Genomic DNA, 14,203 nt, shown 5'->3' on the forward strand with positions numbered 1-14,203 from the left:
TCTCCTATCTTCGCAATATTCGCTGCAGGACTACGACGATGAGCAAGAACACGCCGCTGACCACCGACTGGTAGTTGCTGTCGAGCGTGCCGATCTGGTTGATGACGTTCTGGATGACCTTGATCAGGCCGACGCCGATGACGGTGCCGAGGATCGTGCCCATGCCACCGGTCAGCAGGGTTCCGCCGATGACGACGACCGAGATGGCGTCCAGTTCGAGGCCGACGCCGATGACCGTGACGCCCGACTGCAGATAAGCGGCGGTCAGGGCGCCGGCGAGACCCGCCAGCGTGCCGCTCATCGTGTAGACGATGATCTTGGTCTTCGCGACGGGAACGCCCAGCAGGACCGCCGACTGCTCGGCGCCGCCGGTCGCGAACACGTTCTGGCCGAAGCTGGTGCGGTTCAGGATCATCCCGCCCAGGACGGCGAGCACGGCCGCGATGAAGATCGGATACCCGAAGCCGAGCACGGTGCCGCGACCCAGTTCGACGAACGCGCTGTCCGCCGGGATCTTGTAGGTGTTGGCGCCCTCGTCGGTGATCGCGAGCAGAAGGCCGCGGGCGAACAGCAGCGACGCCAGCGTGACGATGAACGGCGCCATGTTCGTGCGGGCTATGAGCAGTCCGTTGATCAGGCCGATCAACCCGCAGACGACCAGCGGCAGTGCGAGCGCCGCCAGGAACCCGTACTGCGAGCCCCAGGCAGCGAGCACGCCGCCGAGCGCGTAGAGCGAGCCGACGGACAGGTCGATGCCGCCCGTGATGATCACGAACGTCATGCCGATCGCGATCACCGCGAGGAACGAGCCCTGCAGGGCGAGGTCGCGCAGGTTGTCGAGGCTGCCGAAGCGGGGAAAGACCAGCCAGGACACCGCGACCATCAGCACGAGCGCGACGGCGGCGCCCTGGCGTTGCAGGACCTTGGCCCGCGCGGCCGCCTTCGGAACGGCGGGAGTGGTTGTGGTGATCATCGGCGCTCCCGTGCCACGTACACGGCGGCGATGATGATCGCGGCCTGGATCATCTGCGCGATCGAGTCCGGCAGGTTGTGCTTGATCAACGTTGCCCTGACGAGCTGCATCAGGATCACGCCGAACACCGTGCCGAGCACCCGTACCTTGCCTCCGGTCAACGGGGTCCCGCCGACGACCACGGCGGTGATCGCGGACAGTTCCATGAGCAGGCCCATGTCGGCCGGGTCGCTGGCGGCGAGCCGGGAGGTGGCCAGCACACCGGCGATCGCCGCGAGCACGCCGCAGATCGCGTAGACGCCGACCAGCACCCGGTTGACCGGGAGCCCCGCCAGCGTGGCCGCCTTGCGGTTGCCGCCGATCGCGACGAGCTGACGCCCGAACGTCGTGCGGTTGGTCAAGCCGGCGATGGTGAGCGCCAACAACCCCGCGATCAGCACGCTGATGGGGATTCCGAGCACGTCACCGGTGCCGAGCTCCAGGAACGCCGGGTCGTGCAACTGGACGAGCTGGCCCTCGGCGATGACCAGTGCCAGTCCGCGCCCACCGACCAGCAGCGCGAGGGTGGCGACGATCGGCTGGATGCCGACCTTGGCAACCAGGAAACCGTTGAACGCTCCCGCCAGCACGCCGACGACGAGCGCCATCACGATAGCGACGAGCGGGCCGGCGCCCAGGTAGAGCGGAATGATCGCGGCAGCGAGTGCCATGACCGCGCCGACGCTCAGGTCGACGCCTTCGGTGCCGATCACCAGCGCCATGCCGAGCGCGACGATCAGCACCGGTGCGGCCTGCACGAGCTGGGTGGTGAAGTTGCCCAGCGTCAGGAAGTTGCTCGTGAACAGGGCGTTGAACAGCAGCAGCACACCAACGGCGACGTAGACACCGTTGTCCTGCAACCAGCGCGTTCGCGCGGCCGCGGTGCTAGTTGCTGTTCTGGTGGCTGACCGCGTGGTCGTCTGAGCCATCCCTCACCTCCGCCGCGATGGCCTTGAGCACGTGCTCACTCGTGAGCTGGTCGCCTTCCAGCTCGCCGACGACTGACCCGTCGCGCAGCACGATCAGACGGTCCGCGCCGTCGAGCAGTTCGTCCAGCTCGGAACTGATCAGCAGCACAGCCAGGCCTTCCCGCGCGAGTTCGTCGATCAGCGCCTGCACTTCCGCCTTGGCGCCGACGTCGATGCCGCGCGTCGGTTCGTCGAGCAGCAGGATCCTGGGCTCGGTGCACAGCCACCTGGCCAGCAGGACCTTCTGCTGGTTGCCGCCGGACAGCTCCGCGACCTTCTGCTCGGGGCTGGACACCTTGATGCGCAGGCGTTTGACGAACGTGTCCACGATCCGGTCCTGGGTGGACCTGCTGACCACGCCGAACCGGCTGAGCCTCGGCAGCGCGGCCAGCACGATGTTCTCGCGCACGGACAGGTTCGGGATGATCCCCTCGGTCTTGCGGTCCTCGGCGAGCATGCTGATGCCCGCCCGCATCGCCGACTTCACGTTGTGCGACACCGGTTTTCCCGCGACGATCACCGTGCCGCCGTCGAGCGGAAGCGCGCCGATGATCGCCTTCGCGGTCTCGGTCCGGCCCGACCCGAGCAGGCCGGCGAGGCCGACGACCTCGCCGGGCCTGATCGACACGCTCACGCCGTTGATGCGCGGCTTGCTGGTCAGGTCCCGTGCTTCGAGCACCGGCTGGGTGTCGGCGTGGTGACCTTCGCCGAACGCCGTGGTGCCGTGCTTCTCGTTCTCCTTGACCGACCTGCCGAGCATCAGCGAGACCAGCTCGATGCGCGGAAGTTCCTTGAGAGGACCACTGTGAACGTTTCGCCCGTCTCTCAGGACCGTGACCGTGTCGCAGATCCGGTACAGCTCGTCCATGCGGTGACTGACGTAGATGATCGAGATGCCCGCCTCGTGAAGTTTTCGCACGACGCCGAGCAAGGTCTCGACCTCGCGTGGTTCCAGCGACGACGTGGGTTCGTCCATGATCACGACGTCCGCGTTCGCCTCGACCGCCCTGGCGAGCGCGACCATCTGCTGCTCGCCGACCGCGAGTGTCCCGAGTGGACTGCTCACGTCCGCCGTGATGCCGTAGCCCCGCAACAGCTTCGAGGCGTCCGCGTCGCGGCGGGCGCGGTCGATGAGGCCGAACCGGTTGCGCGGCTCGCGGCCCAGGAACAGGTTGGCGGCCACGCTCATCAGCGGAACGAGGTTCACCTCCTGGTAGATCGTGGAGATGTGCCCGCCCCGGGTGATCTGACCGGCGTCCGGGGTGTGGATGCCGGTCAGCACCTTGATCAGCGTGGACTTGCCGGCGCCGTTCTCCCCTACCAGCGCGTGGATCTCGCCGCGCTGGAGCGTGAAGTCGACGTCGCCGAGTGCCTGGACGCCGGCGAACGTCTTGGTGACGCCGGCGACCTCGATGACCGGATCAGTAGGCATTGCCGAGCTTCTGCGCCGCGTTCGTCGTGTCGTACTCGTCGTCGGAGATCACGATGTTCTGCGGGATCTCGTCGCCCTTGCCGAACTTCTCGAGCGTGTCGAACGCGAGCGGGCCGAAGCGCGGGTTGGACTCGACCACGGCGGTGTAGCTGCCGTCCGCGATCAGCTGCACGGCGTTGCGCGTGCCGTCGATGGACACGACCTTGACGTCCTTGCCCGGCACCTTGTTCGCGGCCTTGAGCGCGGTGACGGCGCCGACGCCCATCTCGTCGTTCTCGGCGTAGACGGCGGTGATGTCCGGGTTGCTCTGGATGAGCTGCTCCATCACGGCCTGGCCCTTGGACCTGTCGAACTCGCCGGTCTGCTCGGCGACGACGGTGAGGCCGGGAGTGCCGGCGATGCCGTCCTTGAAGCCCTTGGTGCGGTCGACCGTGACGTTGTTGCCCGAGGCGCCGAGCAGGATCGCGACCTTGCCGGTGCCGCCGGTCGCCTTGATCATCTGCTGGGCGGCGCGTTCGCCCTGCTTGACGAAGTCCGAACCGATGAAGGTCAGGTAGTCCGTGCACGGCTGCGCGGTGACCTTGCGGTCGATCGTCACGACCGGCACCTGCTTGGCCTTGGCCGCGTCGAACGCGGGCTGCAGGCCGTCGGAGTTGAGCGGTGCCACGATCAGCAGCTTCGCGCCGCGGTCGATCAACGACTTGATGTCGCTGATCTGCTTGTTCAGGTCGCTCTGCGCGTTCGTGTACAGCAGTTCCGCACCCCGCTTCGCAGCCTCGTCCTTGATCGACTGCGTCTCGGCGGTGCGGAACGGGTTCGCTTCCTTCTCCGACTGGGAGAAGCCGACCATCGCACCCTTGAGATCTACCTGCGGGTATCCGGTCTTGCTGCGCGCACAGCCGGGACCAGCGCTCTGGTTCTGCGCGGCGGACGCCGCAGGGCCTCCGCTCGTCGCGGTCGTCGGGGTTTCTCTGGCTGTGCACCCCGTCACGAGCAAGGCGGCGACGGCGATGAGCAACATGCGAGACATCGTTGGCTCCTACACGGCGGGCTATGCGTGGACGCGCTCTCAGGCGCTAGATTTGCATCGTTGTTCCAACGTTGTAAAGACTGAACACTTCCCGGTACTTTTCCCGGTACTTTTTCTGGAGGCTGTGTTGGCCACGCTTAAGGACGTCGCCCGCCTGGCGGGCGTCTCGGTCAAGACCGTGTCGAACGTGGTCAACGGCTACTCGTTCGTGAAGGCGGACAACCGCCGCCGCGTCGAGGAGGCGCTGGAGGCCACCGGCTACCGGCCCAACCTCGGCGCCCGCAACCTGCGCCGCGGCCGCACCGGCTTCATCGCCCTGGTCCTGCCCGAACTCTCGATCCCGTACTTCGCCGAGCTCGCGGGTCTCGTCATCGCCGCCGCCCAGGAACACGAGTGGAACGTGCTCATCGAGCAGACGTTCGGCACCCTGGCCGGCGAACGCTCCGCGCTGGCGTCGCTCGGCCCGCACCTGGTCGACGCCGCGATCCTGAGCCCGGAAGCGCTGCAGGTGGACGACTTCCAGCTGTCCGTCCCCGCCGTCCTGCTGGGCGAGCACGCCATCGACGTCCCGATCTCCCGCGTGGGCATCGACAACGTGGCCGCCGCGCAGGCCGCCGTCCGCCACCTGATCTCGCTGGGTCACCGACGAATCGCCGCGATCGGCGCCCACCCCCACCGCGGTACCGCGGCCCTGCGTCTGGAGGGCTACCGCGCGGCACTGGCCGAGGCCTCGCTGCCGTTCGTCGACGAGCTGGTCGTGCCGGCGCTGAACTACCACCGCGCGGACGGCGCCGCCGCGATGAAGACGCTGCTGGACCTGCGCAACCCGCCGGACGCCGTGTTCTGCTTCAACGATCTGCTGGCCATCGGCGCCATGCGAGCGGCCGCCGAACGCTTCGTGCGCGTGCCCCAGGACCTGGCGGTGGTGGGCTTCGACAACAACGAGGAGAGCGTCTACAGCTCCCCGTCACTGACCTCCGTCGCCCCCGACAAGGGCGCCATCGCCCGCGCCGCCGTCGACCTCCTGCACCGCCGTGCCGAATCCCGCGACGCGGCGCTGGAGGACGTCGAAACCCCGTTCTCGTTGCAAGTGAGGGAAAGTACCGTGGCCCGATGACGGTGACGTTCGGCCCGGACCACATCGTTTTCACGGGCTACGAGCCGTTCCTCGACACGTCGTTCAGCGCCGCGCAGATCGCGGCCATTCGTGCACGACTTACGCCTTTGATGCGTGCCTACAACTTCGACAGCATGTTGTGGGATTGGACCCATCTCGGGCTGTACGACCTGCTTCGGGCGTTGAACGGGACTTTGGTGCGTCCTTCGTCGCCCGCGACTTTGGGCGATCCGTTCGAGGTGTACCGGTGGGCGATGGAGATCGCGGACTACGGGCGGGCGAAGGCGTCGTAGGTCCGCTGGTCGAACAGGACGAACCTGATCACGGGGACCGGGGAGTCCTCGGTGGCGGCGTGGGCGATCCGCGCGGCGTCCTCGACCGGCCAGCGGTAGATGCCGGTGGAGATGGCCGGGAACGCGATCGTGTGCGCATCGAGTCCGGCTGCCACGCGGAGTGCGTTGCGGTGGCAGTCGGCGAGGAGTTCGGAACGGTCTTCGGTGGCCGACCAGACCGGGCCGACGGTGTGCACGACCCATTTGGCACGCAGGCGGCCCGCGGTGGTGGCGACGGCCTGGCCGGTTTTCAGGCCGCCGCCGTAGTGGCCGGCGCGCAGCTTGCGGCAGTCGGCGAGGATGTCCGGGCCGCCCTTGCGGTGGATCGCGCCGTCCACTCCTCCGCCGCCGAGGAGGGAGGAGTTGGCGGCGTTCACGATCACGTCGGCTTCCTGCTCGGTGATGTCGCCGAGGACGTACTCGATGGTGGCCACGTCCCCGATTGGATCACGACAACGGGCAGGTGGCCACGTCAGCCGGTCGCGGCAGGGTCGCCGACCGAGGCGGTTCCACCCCGTCCAGCCACCGCTCCAGCGCCACGAACGCCGCCCGATGGCAGGGCGCGAGGGGCCGCAACCGATCCGGATAGGCGTCCACCAGTCCGTCCACGTGCGTTCCCTGCTCCACCCGGTAGTACCGGTGCAACCGATCCGGTGTCATCCCCGCGTACACGTCCGAATCCTGGCTGATCGGCAGCAACACGTCGTAGGTCCCGTGCACCGTCAGCAAAGGCCGCTTCACCTTGCCGGTCAACGCGACCCGGGACACGGCGGGACCGGCGATGCGACGTCGGGAAACGTACGAGTAGTCAGCGTCGCAGGTAGCACTGCCAGGGGTGCAGAACGGCACGCCGGCCTCCAGTTCCCCGTCGAACCGCGGGTCGAACTCCTCGCGGTAGATGCGCTGGGTCAGATCCCAGTAGTAGCGGTAGTGGTAGTCCCACAGGAATTCCGTGCCGGCCGGAAAGCCCGCCGCGACCATCGCCTCGTGCGCGCCCGGTTCGCCTGCCAGGTAGGCCGGGTAGGCGCGGAGGACGGGCGGCAGGAACGTCAGCGGGTTCGGGCCCGCGACCGTCCACAGTGTCCCCTCCCAGTCGACGCCGCCGTCGTAGAGGTGCGGGCGGTTCTCCAGTTGCCAGCGGACGAGGTAGCCGCCGTTGGAGATGCCGGTGGCGATCGTCCGGCGCACGGGTCGGCCGTAGCGTTGAGACACAACGGACTTCGCGGCGACGGTGAGCTGGGTGAAGCGGTGGTTCCACTCCTCCATGGCGCGGCCGTCGCGGTAGAACTGGGCGCCGGTGTTGCCCTTGTCGGTGGCGGCGAAGGCGTAGCCGCGGGAGAGGACCCAGTCGGAGATGGCTCGGTCGTTAGCGTACTGCTCGCGCACGCCGGGGGCGCCGGTCACGACCAGGCCGCCGTTCCAGTGGTCGGGCATTCTGACCACGAACTGGGAGTCGTGCCAGCCGTGGTTGGTGTTGGTGCGGGAGGTGTCCGGGAAGTAGCCGTCGATCTGGATTCCCGGCACGGCGGCGGGAACGGGCAGGGCGGCGCTGGTGAGGCCCGCCCAGTCGGCCGGGTCGGTGTGGCCGGTGGTGACCAGGCCGGTCGTGGTGAGGTCGGCGAGGTGGGTCAGTTGCTGGTGTTCTGCGCCGGGGACCGTCATCGCGGACGTCGGCGGGGTGAGCGCGAGCACGAGTACCAGCGGGAGCAACATAGCTGGTCAAGCTAGTTGTGGCGGGTCCTCGGCGACATGGTTGCCTCCCACACAAGGCCTGCTTTGAAGGTGGTGAAGCCGAACAGGTCCAGCACTCGGCGGACTTGGGGCTGGGTGTGGCGCAGGTCGAACGACTTGCCGCTGTGGTGCGCGGCGCAGAGCAAGAGCAGGAGGGTGCGCAGGCCGCTCGCGGACAGGAACGTCACCTCCGCCAGGTCCACCGAGACGCGGTCGGTGGTGGTGTCGGAGATGCCGGGCAGCACGGCCGCGAAAAGCAGGTCGCACGTCGTTATGTCCATCTCGCCTCGGCAAGTGGCCGTGAAGCACGTACCGGAGCGTTGGGTCCGCACGGCGAACGGGCTGGTCTCACAGGCGGTCATCGGGCCTCACCTCGCAGACGGGTCACCACTTCACCGCACTGCGAGGCCCGAACGATAGCAGCGGAAACGAAGCCGTGGCCGGGAAAACGAACTCAGCGCGACCGCAAGGTCTGGGACGGCGAGATGTCGTAGGCGGCGCGGTAGTGCGCGGCGAAGACACTCGGACGGGCGTAACCCCATCGGGCCGCGATCTCGGTGACGGAACCGTTGCCCGCCCTCAGATCTTCATGAGCGCACGACAGACGCACGCCCCGGAGGTAGGCCATCGGCGTCGTGCCGAGGTAACGGCGGAAGGCGAGTTGCAACGCCCGGATGGATACGCGGGCCGCACGCGCTATGTCGGCCGCGGAGATGTCCGTCGCAGCATTGTCCTCGATGAACGCGACCGCACGGCGCATGCTTCTCGGGTGCGCATCACGCCGGTCGACAGAGGTCGGCGCGGCGTGCGTGGTGTTCGGGAACGCGGCGAGGGTGGTGGACACCAGCAGGCCGATCGCGTTCGCCGCGACCAGCGGGTTGTCCGCGAAGTGCGGGAGCACCACGTCACGCAGATGCACACAGGTGGACCACCACGCTGCCGCGACCTGGGGCGAGGCCGGCCGGAAACCGATGAACCGCGCGCCGTCGGCCACCTCGTCGATCACCGATTGGGGCAGCGTGACCGTCGACAACCTCGGGTCGGCGATCGCCCCGACGAAGGAACTTTCGGGTGGTGCGCTCAGGAACACCTCGCCAGGCAGCCAGAATCGGTCCTCGCCGCCCGAACCGTAGTAGACGACGCCGGCGCCGTTGTGCCCGAAGACGTAGTTCCGCATCGGGTCGACGCTGACCTCGAGTGAGATGTGACCGTGCAACTCGTCGAACCGGATGTCCCCGTGTATCCGCGACGACATCCGCATGTGAGGGTGCTCGATGCCGGCGTTGAGACGCATCTGGCCGTAAGCCGCATTCAACACCTCGTGCGCCGCGTCCAAGTCCGTCACCTCGACGACCTGTTCCACGTGCTGCACGATCCTCGTTCGTCCCGCCGGTGTCCATCGCCAAGAAGGTTGCTTCCGCTCACCCGATGAGCGGGCGGAAGCAACCGTCACCCGGCTAGGCCCGGACGAGCGAGGCCAGTGCGGTCTGTCCCTGCTGGTTCGGGTGGAACACGGCTTCCGGCCCCTCCTGGCCCGGCGCCAGCGCGTCGAACCCGCGCAGGAACGGCGTGCCCGACTCGCACAGCGCGTGGCCGTCGAACGTGCCGGGGCGGGAGAACGGGCTGGCGAACGTGGCCTTGACGCCCTGATAGGCCGCCTTGGTCACGGCAGAACGCAGGGTGGCGTCGATGCCGTCGGCGACCTGGTTGCCCTGAGCGCGTTCCTCGGTGGTGAGGATTCCCTCGCCGCAGATCGGGTCGAGTGTGACACCGTCCGGGTTGTCCGAAGTGGACACCTGACGACCGTAGCCCACGACGACGACCCGTGCGTGCGGGCTGCGCTTGCCGATCTCGGCGAGCAGAGCGGTGACGTTGAGCTCCATCTGCGGCAGCCTCGCCAGGATCGCCTCGGTCGGCGCACCCGTGCAGTCGGCCTGGATGCAGATGCCGCCGTACGTCGCGTAGTCGATGTCGTTGGTGCCGACGGTGAGCAGCACCAGGTTCGTGTCGCGCTTCAGGGCGTCCAACTGGGCCGGACGGTCCTTGAAGGGACGGGAGAAGTCCGCGGTGGCGGCACCACTGCAGCTCACGTTCGCGAACGAGCCGAGCCTGCCCGCCGCGCGCAGGCGAGCGGCCACCTGCTCACCGTAGGAGTTGTTGCTGCGCCAGCAGTTCCCTGCCGTTCCGTCCTGGTAGGAGCCTGCTCCCGTGCCCGACGCGTACGAGTCGCCGAGTACTACGAGCGAGGTGGAATAACTCGCGTTGGCCGTGGGAGCGATCGCCAGAGCAGCCAGAACCGCTGTCAGGACAACAATTGTTCTTTTCACAGGACCCCCGATATCGATGTCGTGCCGTCGCCATAGTGCCCGAGACACCACGTCGTGCGCCGCCAAACGAGATGCGGTGGCCCTCCCGCGTGCGCTGATCAGCGAGGACTTCTTTCCGAACTCCCATGACAAACGCCCAGGGCGGATGCCACCATCCGCCGGACTGTTCGTCTCTAGGGGGATCGTTGAGAACATCTGACAGACCCTGGCGTGGTGCCGGGGCACTCGTTGCCGCGCTCGTCGCGGGTCTCGTGGTGGCCGTGCCCGGCACCGCGCACGCCGCCCAGCAACCGAACTGGGCCATGTCCAACCCGGCCAAGTGGGTCACGACCGACTCCAGGCAGCCGCACCAGGAGATCACGACGGGCGACGCGAAGGTCGGCGCCTGGCGGGACGACAAGCACCACATCGGCAAGTCGTACTTCACGTTCGACATCACGCGGTTCAAGGGCGCGCAGCTGTTCACGGCGAACCTGCGCACGCCGGAGAAGGCCGCGAACGACTGCGCCAAGCCGCGTGCCACGCGGCTCTGGGTCGTGCAGCCACCGAAGAAGATCACCTGGGCGCACCAGCCCTGGGAGAGCTCGAAGATCGAGCCGAACCCGAACCAGGACTGCGTGTCGCCCGCGGTCACCTGGAACGTCGCCGAGCCCATCAGGAAGGCTCTGGAGAAGGGCAGGACGGAGATCACGTTCGTGCTCCGGATCGCCGAGCAGTTCCAGGGCAAGGTCGAGTACGGCCGCACCTACGACCCGGCCGCGGTGCTGAGCACGACGTTCAACACGCCGCCGGGGACACCGACCGACCTGAAGATCGACATCCACAACTGCGACGGCACCACGCGCTTCGTCCCCAGCCTCACGCCGCGCGTCAAGGCCACCCTGCACGACGCCGACCCCGGTAGCGGCCTCACCGGGCGCCTGGCGTTCTGGCCGGTGGACGCGCCAGAACAACGCGTTGAGGTCGAGGCTCCCTTCCCCGGCGCCGGCGTGGTGGACACCCTGTTCCCCGAGGGCATGGTCAAGGACGGCGGCACCTACGCCTTCGCCGTGCGTACCGAGGACGGGTTCGCGAACTCCGAGTGGTCCGCGCCGTGCCAGTTCACCGCCGATGTGACGGCTCCGAGTGCTCCGAAGATCTCCTCCGCGACCTACCAGGAGAACGGTGGGTCTCCCGGTGACGGCGGCCAGGGTCTGCCGGGCGAGTTCACCTTCGACGCCAACGGCGCGGCGGACGTCGTCGCGTTCACGTACGACGGCATCGGCATCCCCAGCGGTCGCGTGGAAGCCGACGCTCCCGGCGGCAAGGCGACGATCACGATCACGCCGAACACCGACGGCCCGCTGTACATCCAGGTCCAGAGCATCGACCACGCCGGACTCCGGTCGGCGAGCTCGAGTTACCGCTACTGGGTCCGCACCACCGCGCCCAGGGTGCAGAGGCCGTTGCTGGAGCTCGGCAAGCCCGGCGAGTTCGTGCTCAACGCCACCCAGGACGGCGCCACGCGGTTCGTCTACCAGATCGACGGCGGCTCGGAGCAGACCGTGCCGGTCGGCGAGGACCACAAGGGCCGCTTCACGCTCACCTACACCCAGCCCGGTGCCGAGCGGCACGACCTGAAGGTCTGGACGGTCACCGCTGCCGGTGCCCGGTCGGGCATCACGACCAGCTCGTTCACCGTCGACCAGGTGCGACCGGAGGTCGACACCACCCCGTGGTCCGGCGTCGTGGGCCAGAAGCGCACGATTACCGTGACGCCGGCCATGGACGGTGTTGTGTCCTATGTGTACAAGATCGGCGACGACCCGGAGCAGCAGCTGCCCGCGGCACCGGACGGGACGCTGACGTTCGAGTACACGCCGACGGTCAAGGGCAGCTTCGACGTGCTGGTGGCGAGCGTCAACGAGGCCGGAGTCCGCTCCGGGTGGGGTGAGAGCGCGATCGACGCCGAGACGCCGGCGCCGGTGGTGACGAGCAACGACTACAAGAACCAACCGGGCGGCGCTCCCGGCCAGGCCGGCACGTTCACGTTCTCGTCGCCATGGCTCCCGGTCGTGTCGTACAAGTACAGGTTCGACGACGAGCCGTGGCAGACCACCACGGGCACGCAGGTCCAATGGGCGCCCAAGAAGCCGGGTTACCACTACCTGTACGTGCGTGGCGTCATGGACACCGGTCTGGAGAGTGACGACCAGTCGTACATGTTCCAGGTGAAGCCGGCGCCTCCTGCCCTGGCGAGCCCGCAGTTCCCGGACGGTGGTCCGGTGACGGCACGGCCGAACGTGCCGATCGAGTTCGTCGTGACACCCGCGTTGCCCGGGTCGCACGAGGTCCTGTGGTACGTCGCCTTCAACACGCCGCAGGTCGTTCCAGTGGGTGCGGACGGCAAGGCGCGGTTCACCGTCACCATGCCGTCCAGCGGGACGTTCTACCTGACCGTGTCGAGCAGGACTCCTGACGGCGTCGTGTCCGGCAACCTCGAGCGGTCGTACCCCGTTCCACAGCAGTGAGTTCACGGTGGCCCGCGGGTTTCCCCCGCGGGCCACCGGTTTCTCAGACCGAGGCCAGCACGTCCGCGATCTCCTCCAGCAACGACGTCTTGCGGCCGCCGGGCAGGAACGAGGCCAGCACGGCGTTCTCCGCCAGCGTCGCGACCTGCGCGGGCGTGAGATCGAGCGCCGTGGCCACCGCCAGGTACTCCCCTTCCAGCGTGGCGCCGAAGAACGGCGGGTCGTCGGTGTTCAGCGTGACCACGACGCCGGCGTCGAGCATCTGCCGCACGGGATGCGCCTCGATCGACGCGACCTGTTGCGTGCGGACGTTGGACGTCGGGCACACCTCCAGCGGGATTCCCTTCAGCACCAGGTGGTCCACCAGTGCCGGGTCCTCGACGCAGCTCGTGCCGTGGCCGATCCGTTCGGCCCGCAGGTCCCGCACCGCGGACCAGATGGTCTCCGGGCCGGTGGTCTCCCCCGCGTGCGGCACGCTGTGCAGGCCCGCATCCCTTGCCGCGTCGAAGAAGGGCGCGAACTGGGCGCGGCCGACGCCCGCCTCTGGTCCTCCCAGGCCGAAGGAGACCAGGCCGTCCGGGCGTTCGGACAGCGCGAACGCCAGCGTCTCCCGCCCGGCCACCAGGCCCTTCTCGCCCGGGATGTCGAAGCACCAGGCCAGGTCGACGCCCAGCGCCGCTGCTTCCGCGCGACCGGACTCGAGGCCCGCGAGGAGTTCGTCGCCGGCCATGCCGTCCGTGATGTGGTTGTACGGCGTGACGGTGACCTCGGCGTACCGGACGTTCTGCCGGGCCAGTTCGCGCGCCAGGCCTACGACGAGGGTGTGGATGTCGGCGCGGCCCTTCAGCATCGACTGGACCGCCCAGTACACCTTCAGGAAGTGGTCGAAGTCCCGGAACGTGTAGAAGCGCTCCAGTTCGGCGCGCTCGGTGGGCACGCCTGCCTCGGGGTGGCGCCGGGCGAGTTCCAGGACGGTGTCGACGCCGGCCGATCCGACGAGGTGGACGTGCAACTCGACCTTGGGCAGCGCGTGGACGAACGAACGCATGGCAAGCTCCCTGTGCAAGACGAAGGTGAGAGTGGTGGCGGAGGAACGAGGCGACTCAGGGAGCGAGGTCGCCACGTTCGGTGTCAGCGCCGTAGAGCGGCAGCTTGAAGTCCGGCACGATCTTCAACGTAGCAGCGACAACGACACCCGCGCAGCGAAAATCGGGCGCGCAGCCGCTGACCTGATCACTACGCTGGCTACGTGACCGGCGAGGACGTGCTCGACATCCTGGCGGCGCTCGACGGCTTCGACGTCCGCGTGGGCGGCGGCTGGGGCGTCGACGCGCTGGTGGGCAGGCAGACTCGCCCGCACGGTGACCTCGACCTCATGCACCGCGAGGAGCAGGAGCCGCGGATCCTCGAAGCCCTGGCCGCGCGCGGGTTCGTGGAAACGCTGTCGTGGCGCCCGGTGCGGTTCGTGGTCACGGACCCCGGCGGCCGGGAGATCGACCTGCACCCGTTGCGCTACAACGAGGACGGCAGCGCCGAGCAGTCCTCGCTGACGCCCGGCGAGCCGTTCCGCTACCCGGCGAGGTGCTTCGTCACCGGCACGATCCTCGGCACGACGGTGCCGTGCCTGTCGGCCGAGCAGCAGTTGTTCTTCCACCAGGGCTACGAGCCGCGCGAGCGCGACCTGCATGATCTGTCGTTGCTGCGGGCGATGGACAAAACCGGTTGGCAGCCTGGCTAGCGTGGG

The 14,203-nt window shown here is 68.2% G+C and carries 14 protein-coding genes; 4 read left to right on the forward strand and 10 right to left on the reverse strand.

The genetic code is table 11. From position 1 onward, the window contains the following. Positions 1–4 precede the first annotated feature (4 nt). Genes ACIRG5_RS04550 through ACIRG5_RS04565 form a run of 4 tightly spaced genes read right to left on the reverse strand, consistent with a single transcriptional unit; the run spans position 5 to position 4,442 of the window. Positions 5–973: an ABC transporter permease gene (locus ACIRG5_RS04550; RefSeq protein WP_402900041.1), complete on the reverse strand. Its 969-nt coding sequence runs from the start codon at positions 971–973 to the stop codon at positions 5–7. Continuing rightward, a complete protein-coding gene (locus tag ACIRG5_RS04555) occupies positions 970–1,941 on the reverse strand; it encodes an ABC transporter permease (RefSeq protein WP_402900043.1) in 972 nt (323 codons plus the stop codon). Before ACIRG5_RS04555 ends, ACIRG5_RS04550 begins: the two co-directional genes overlap by 4 nt. Continuing rightward, a complete protein-coding gene (locus tag ACIRG5_RS04560; RefSeq protein WP_402900045.1) occupies positions 1,898–3,412 on the reverse strand; it encodes a sugar ABC transporter ATP-binding protein in 1,515 nt (504 codons plus the stop codon). Before ACIRG5_RS04560 ends, ACIRG5_RS04555 begins: the two co-directional genes overlap by 44 nt. Further along, the gene (locus ACIRG5_RS04565) at positions 3,402–4,442 is read right to left on the reverse strand and encodes an ABC transporter substrate-binding protein (protein WP_402900047.1); all 1,041 of its coding nucleotides are present in this window, start codon (positions 4,440–4,442) and stop codon (positions 3,402–3,404) included. The genes ACIRG5_RS04560 and ACIRG5_RS04565 overlap by 11 nt, the downstream gene beginning before the upstream one ends. Positions 4,443–4,566: 124 nt before the next feature. Between ACIRG5_RS04565 and ACIRG5_RS04570 the strand changes: the two genes are divergently transcribed. Then, positions 4,567–5,559 (forward strand): LacI family DNA-binding transcriptional regulator, encoded by a 993-nt coding sequence (locus ACIRG5_RS04570; RefSeq protein ID WP_402900049.1) that lies wholly within the window; start codon positions 4,567–4,569, stop codon positions 5,557–5,559. Further along, positions 5,556–5,852, forward strand: a complete 297-nt coding sequence (locus ACIRG5_RS04575) for a hypothetical protein (RefSeq protein WP_402900051.1) — start codon at positions 5,556–5,558, stop codon at positions 5,850–5,852. The genes ACIRG5_RS04570 and ACIRG5_RS04575 overlap by 4 nt, the downstream gene beginning before the upstream one ends. Here ACIRG5_RS04575 and ACIRG5_RS04580 read toward each other — a convergent pair. From ACIRG5_RS04580 to ACIRG5_RS04600, 5 genes are all read right to left on the reverse strand, one after another. Further along, the gene (locus ACIRG5_RS04580; protein WP_402900053.1) at positions 5,828–6,325 is read right to left on the reverse strand and encodes an O-acetyl-ADP-ribose deacetylase; all 498 of its coding nucleotides are present in this window, start codon (positions 6,323–6,325) and stop codon (positions 5,828–5,830) included. The two genes, ACIRG5_RS04575 and ACIRG5_RS04580, sit on opposite strands and share 25 nt — an antisense overlap. 13 nt (positions 6,326–6,338) lie before the next feature. Beyond that, a complete protein-coding gene (locus tag ACIRG5_RS04585) occupies positions 6,339–7,604 on the reverse strand; it encodes a tannase/feruloyl esterase family alpha/beta hydrolase (RefSeq protein ID WP_402900056.1) in 1,266 nt (421 codons plus the stop codon). 11 nt (positions 7,605–7,615) lie between these two features. Then, positions 7,616–7,984, reverse strand: coding sequence for an STAS domain-containing protein (locus ACIRG5_RS04590; protein ID WP_402900059.1), 369 nt, complete (start codon positions 7,982–7,984; stop codon positions 7,616–7,618). A gap of 92 nt (positions 7,985–8,076) precedes the next feature. Continuing rightward, positions 8,077–8,994, reverse strand: a complete 918-nt coding sequence (locus ACIRG5_RS04595; RefSeq protein WP_402900062.1) for a helix-turn-helix transcriptional regulator — start codon at positions 8,992–8,994, stop codon at positions 8,077–8,079. An 85-nt stretch (positions 8,995–9,079) separates the two neighbouring features. After that, entirely contained in the window at positions 9,080–9,949 is an 870-nt protein-coding gene (locus tag ACIRG5_RS04600; protein ID WP_402900064.1) for an SGNH/GDSL hydrolase family protein, read from the reverse strand. A 185-nt stretch (positions 9,950–10,134) separates the two neighbouring features. Between ACIRG5_RS04600 and ACIRG5_RS04605 the strand changes: the two genes are divergently transcribed. Continuing rightward, a complete protein-coding gene (locus ACIRG5_RS04605) occupies positions 10,135–12,459 on the forward strand; it encodes a hypothetical protein (RefSeq protein WP_402900067.1) in 2,325 nt (774 codons plus the stop codon). Positions 12,460–12,502: 43 nt separating this feature from the next. On the opposite strand, the gene add is transcribed toward ACIRG5_RS04605, so the two are convergent. Next, entirely contained in the window at positions 12,503–13,507 is a 1,005-nt protein-coding gene (gene add / locus ACIRG5_RS04610; RefSeq protein WP_402900070.1) for an adenosine deaminase, read from the reverse strand. 201 nt (positions 13,508–13,708) lie between these two features. Here add and ACIRG5_RS04615 point away from each other — a divergent pair, with 201 nt between their 5' ends. Further along, positions 13,709–14,197: a nucleotidyltransferase domain-containing protein gene (locus ACIRG5_RS04615; RefSeq protein ID WP_402900073.1), complete on the forward strand. Its 489-nt coding sequence runs from the start codon at positions 13,709–13,711 to the stop codon at positions 14,195–14,197. Positions 14,198–14,203: the final 6 nt, after the last annotated feature.

The sequence above is a fragment of the Lentzea sp. NPDC102401 genome (assembly GCF_044765805.1).
GTDB classification, from domain to species: domain Bacteria; phylum Actinomycetota; class Actinomycetes; order Mycobacteriales; family Pseudonocardiaceae; genus Lentzea; species Lentzea sokolovensis.

Excerpts from the sequence above, each read along its gene's own strand:
- ACIRG5_RS04550 (WP_402900041.1), bottom strand. The coding sequence starts at position 973 with ATGATCACCACAACCACTCCCGCCGTTCCGAAGGCGGCCGCGCGGGCC.
- ACIRG5_RS04555 (WP_402900043.1), bottom strand. The coding sequence starts at position 1,941 with ATGGCTCAGACGACCACGCGGTCAGCCACCAGAACAGCAACTAGCACC.
- ACIRG5_RS04560 (WP_402900045.1), bottom strand. The coding sequence starts at position 3,412 with ATGCCTACTGATCCGGTCATCGAGGTCGCCGGCGTCACCAAGACGTTC.
- ACIRG5_RS04565 (WP_402900047.1), bottom strand. The coding sequence starts at position 4,442 with ATGTCTCGCATGTTGCTCATCGCCGTCGCCGCCTTGCTCGTGACGGGG.
- ACIRG5_RS04575 (WP_402900051.1), top strand. The coding sequence starts at position 5,556 with ATGACGGTGACGTTCGGCCCGGACCACATCGTTTTCACGGGCTACGAG.
- ACIRG5_RS04585 (WP_402900056.1), bottom strand. The coding sequence starts at position 7,604 with ATGTTGCTCCCGCTGGTACTCGTGCTCGCGCTCACCCCGCCGACGTCC.
- ACIRG5_RS04590 (WP_402900059.1), bottom strand. The coding sequence starts at position 7,984 with ATGACCGCCTGTGAGACCAGCCCGTTCGCCGTGCGGACCCAACGCTCC.
- add (WP_402900070.1), bottom strand. The coding sequence starts at position 13,507 with ATGCGTTCGTTCGTCCACGCGCTGCCCAAGGTCGAGTTGCACGTCCAC.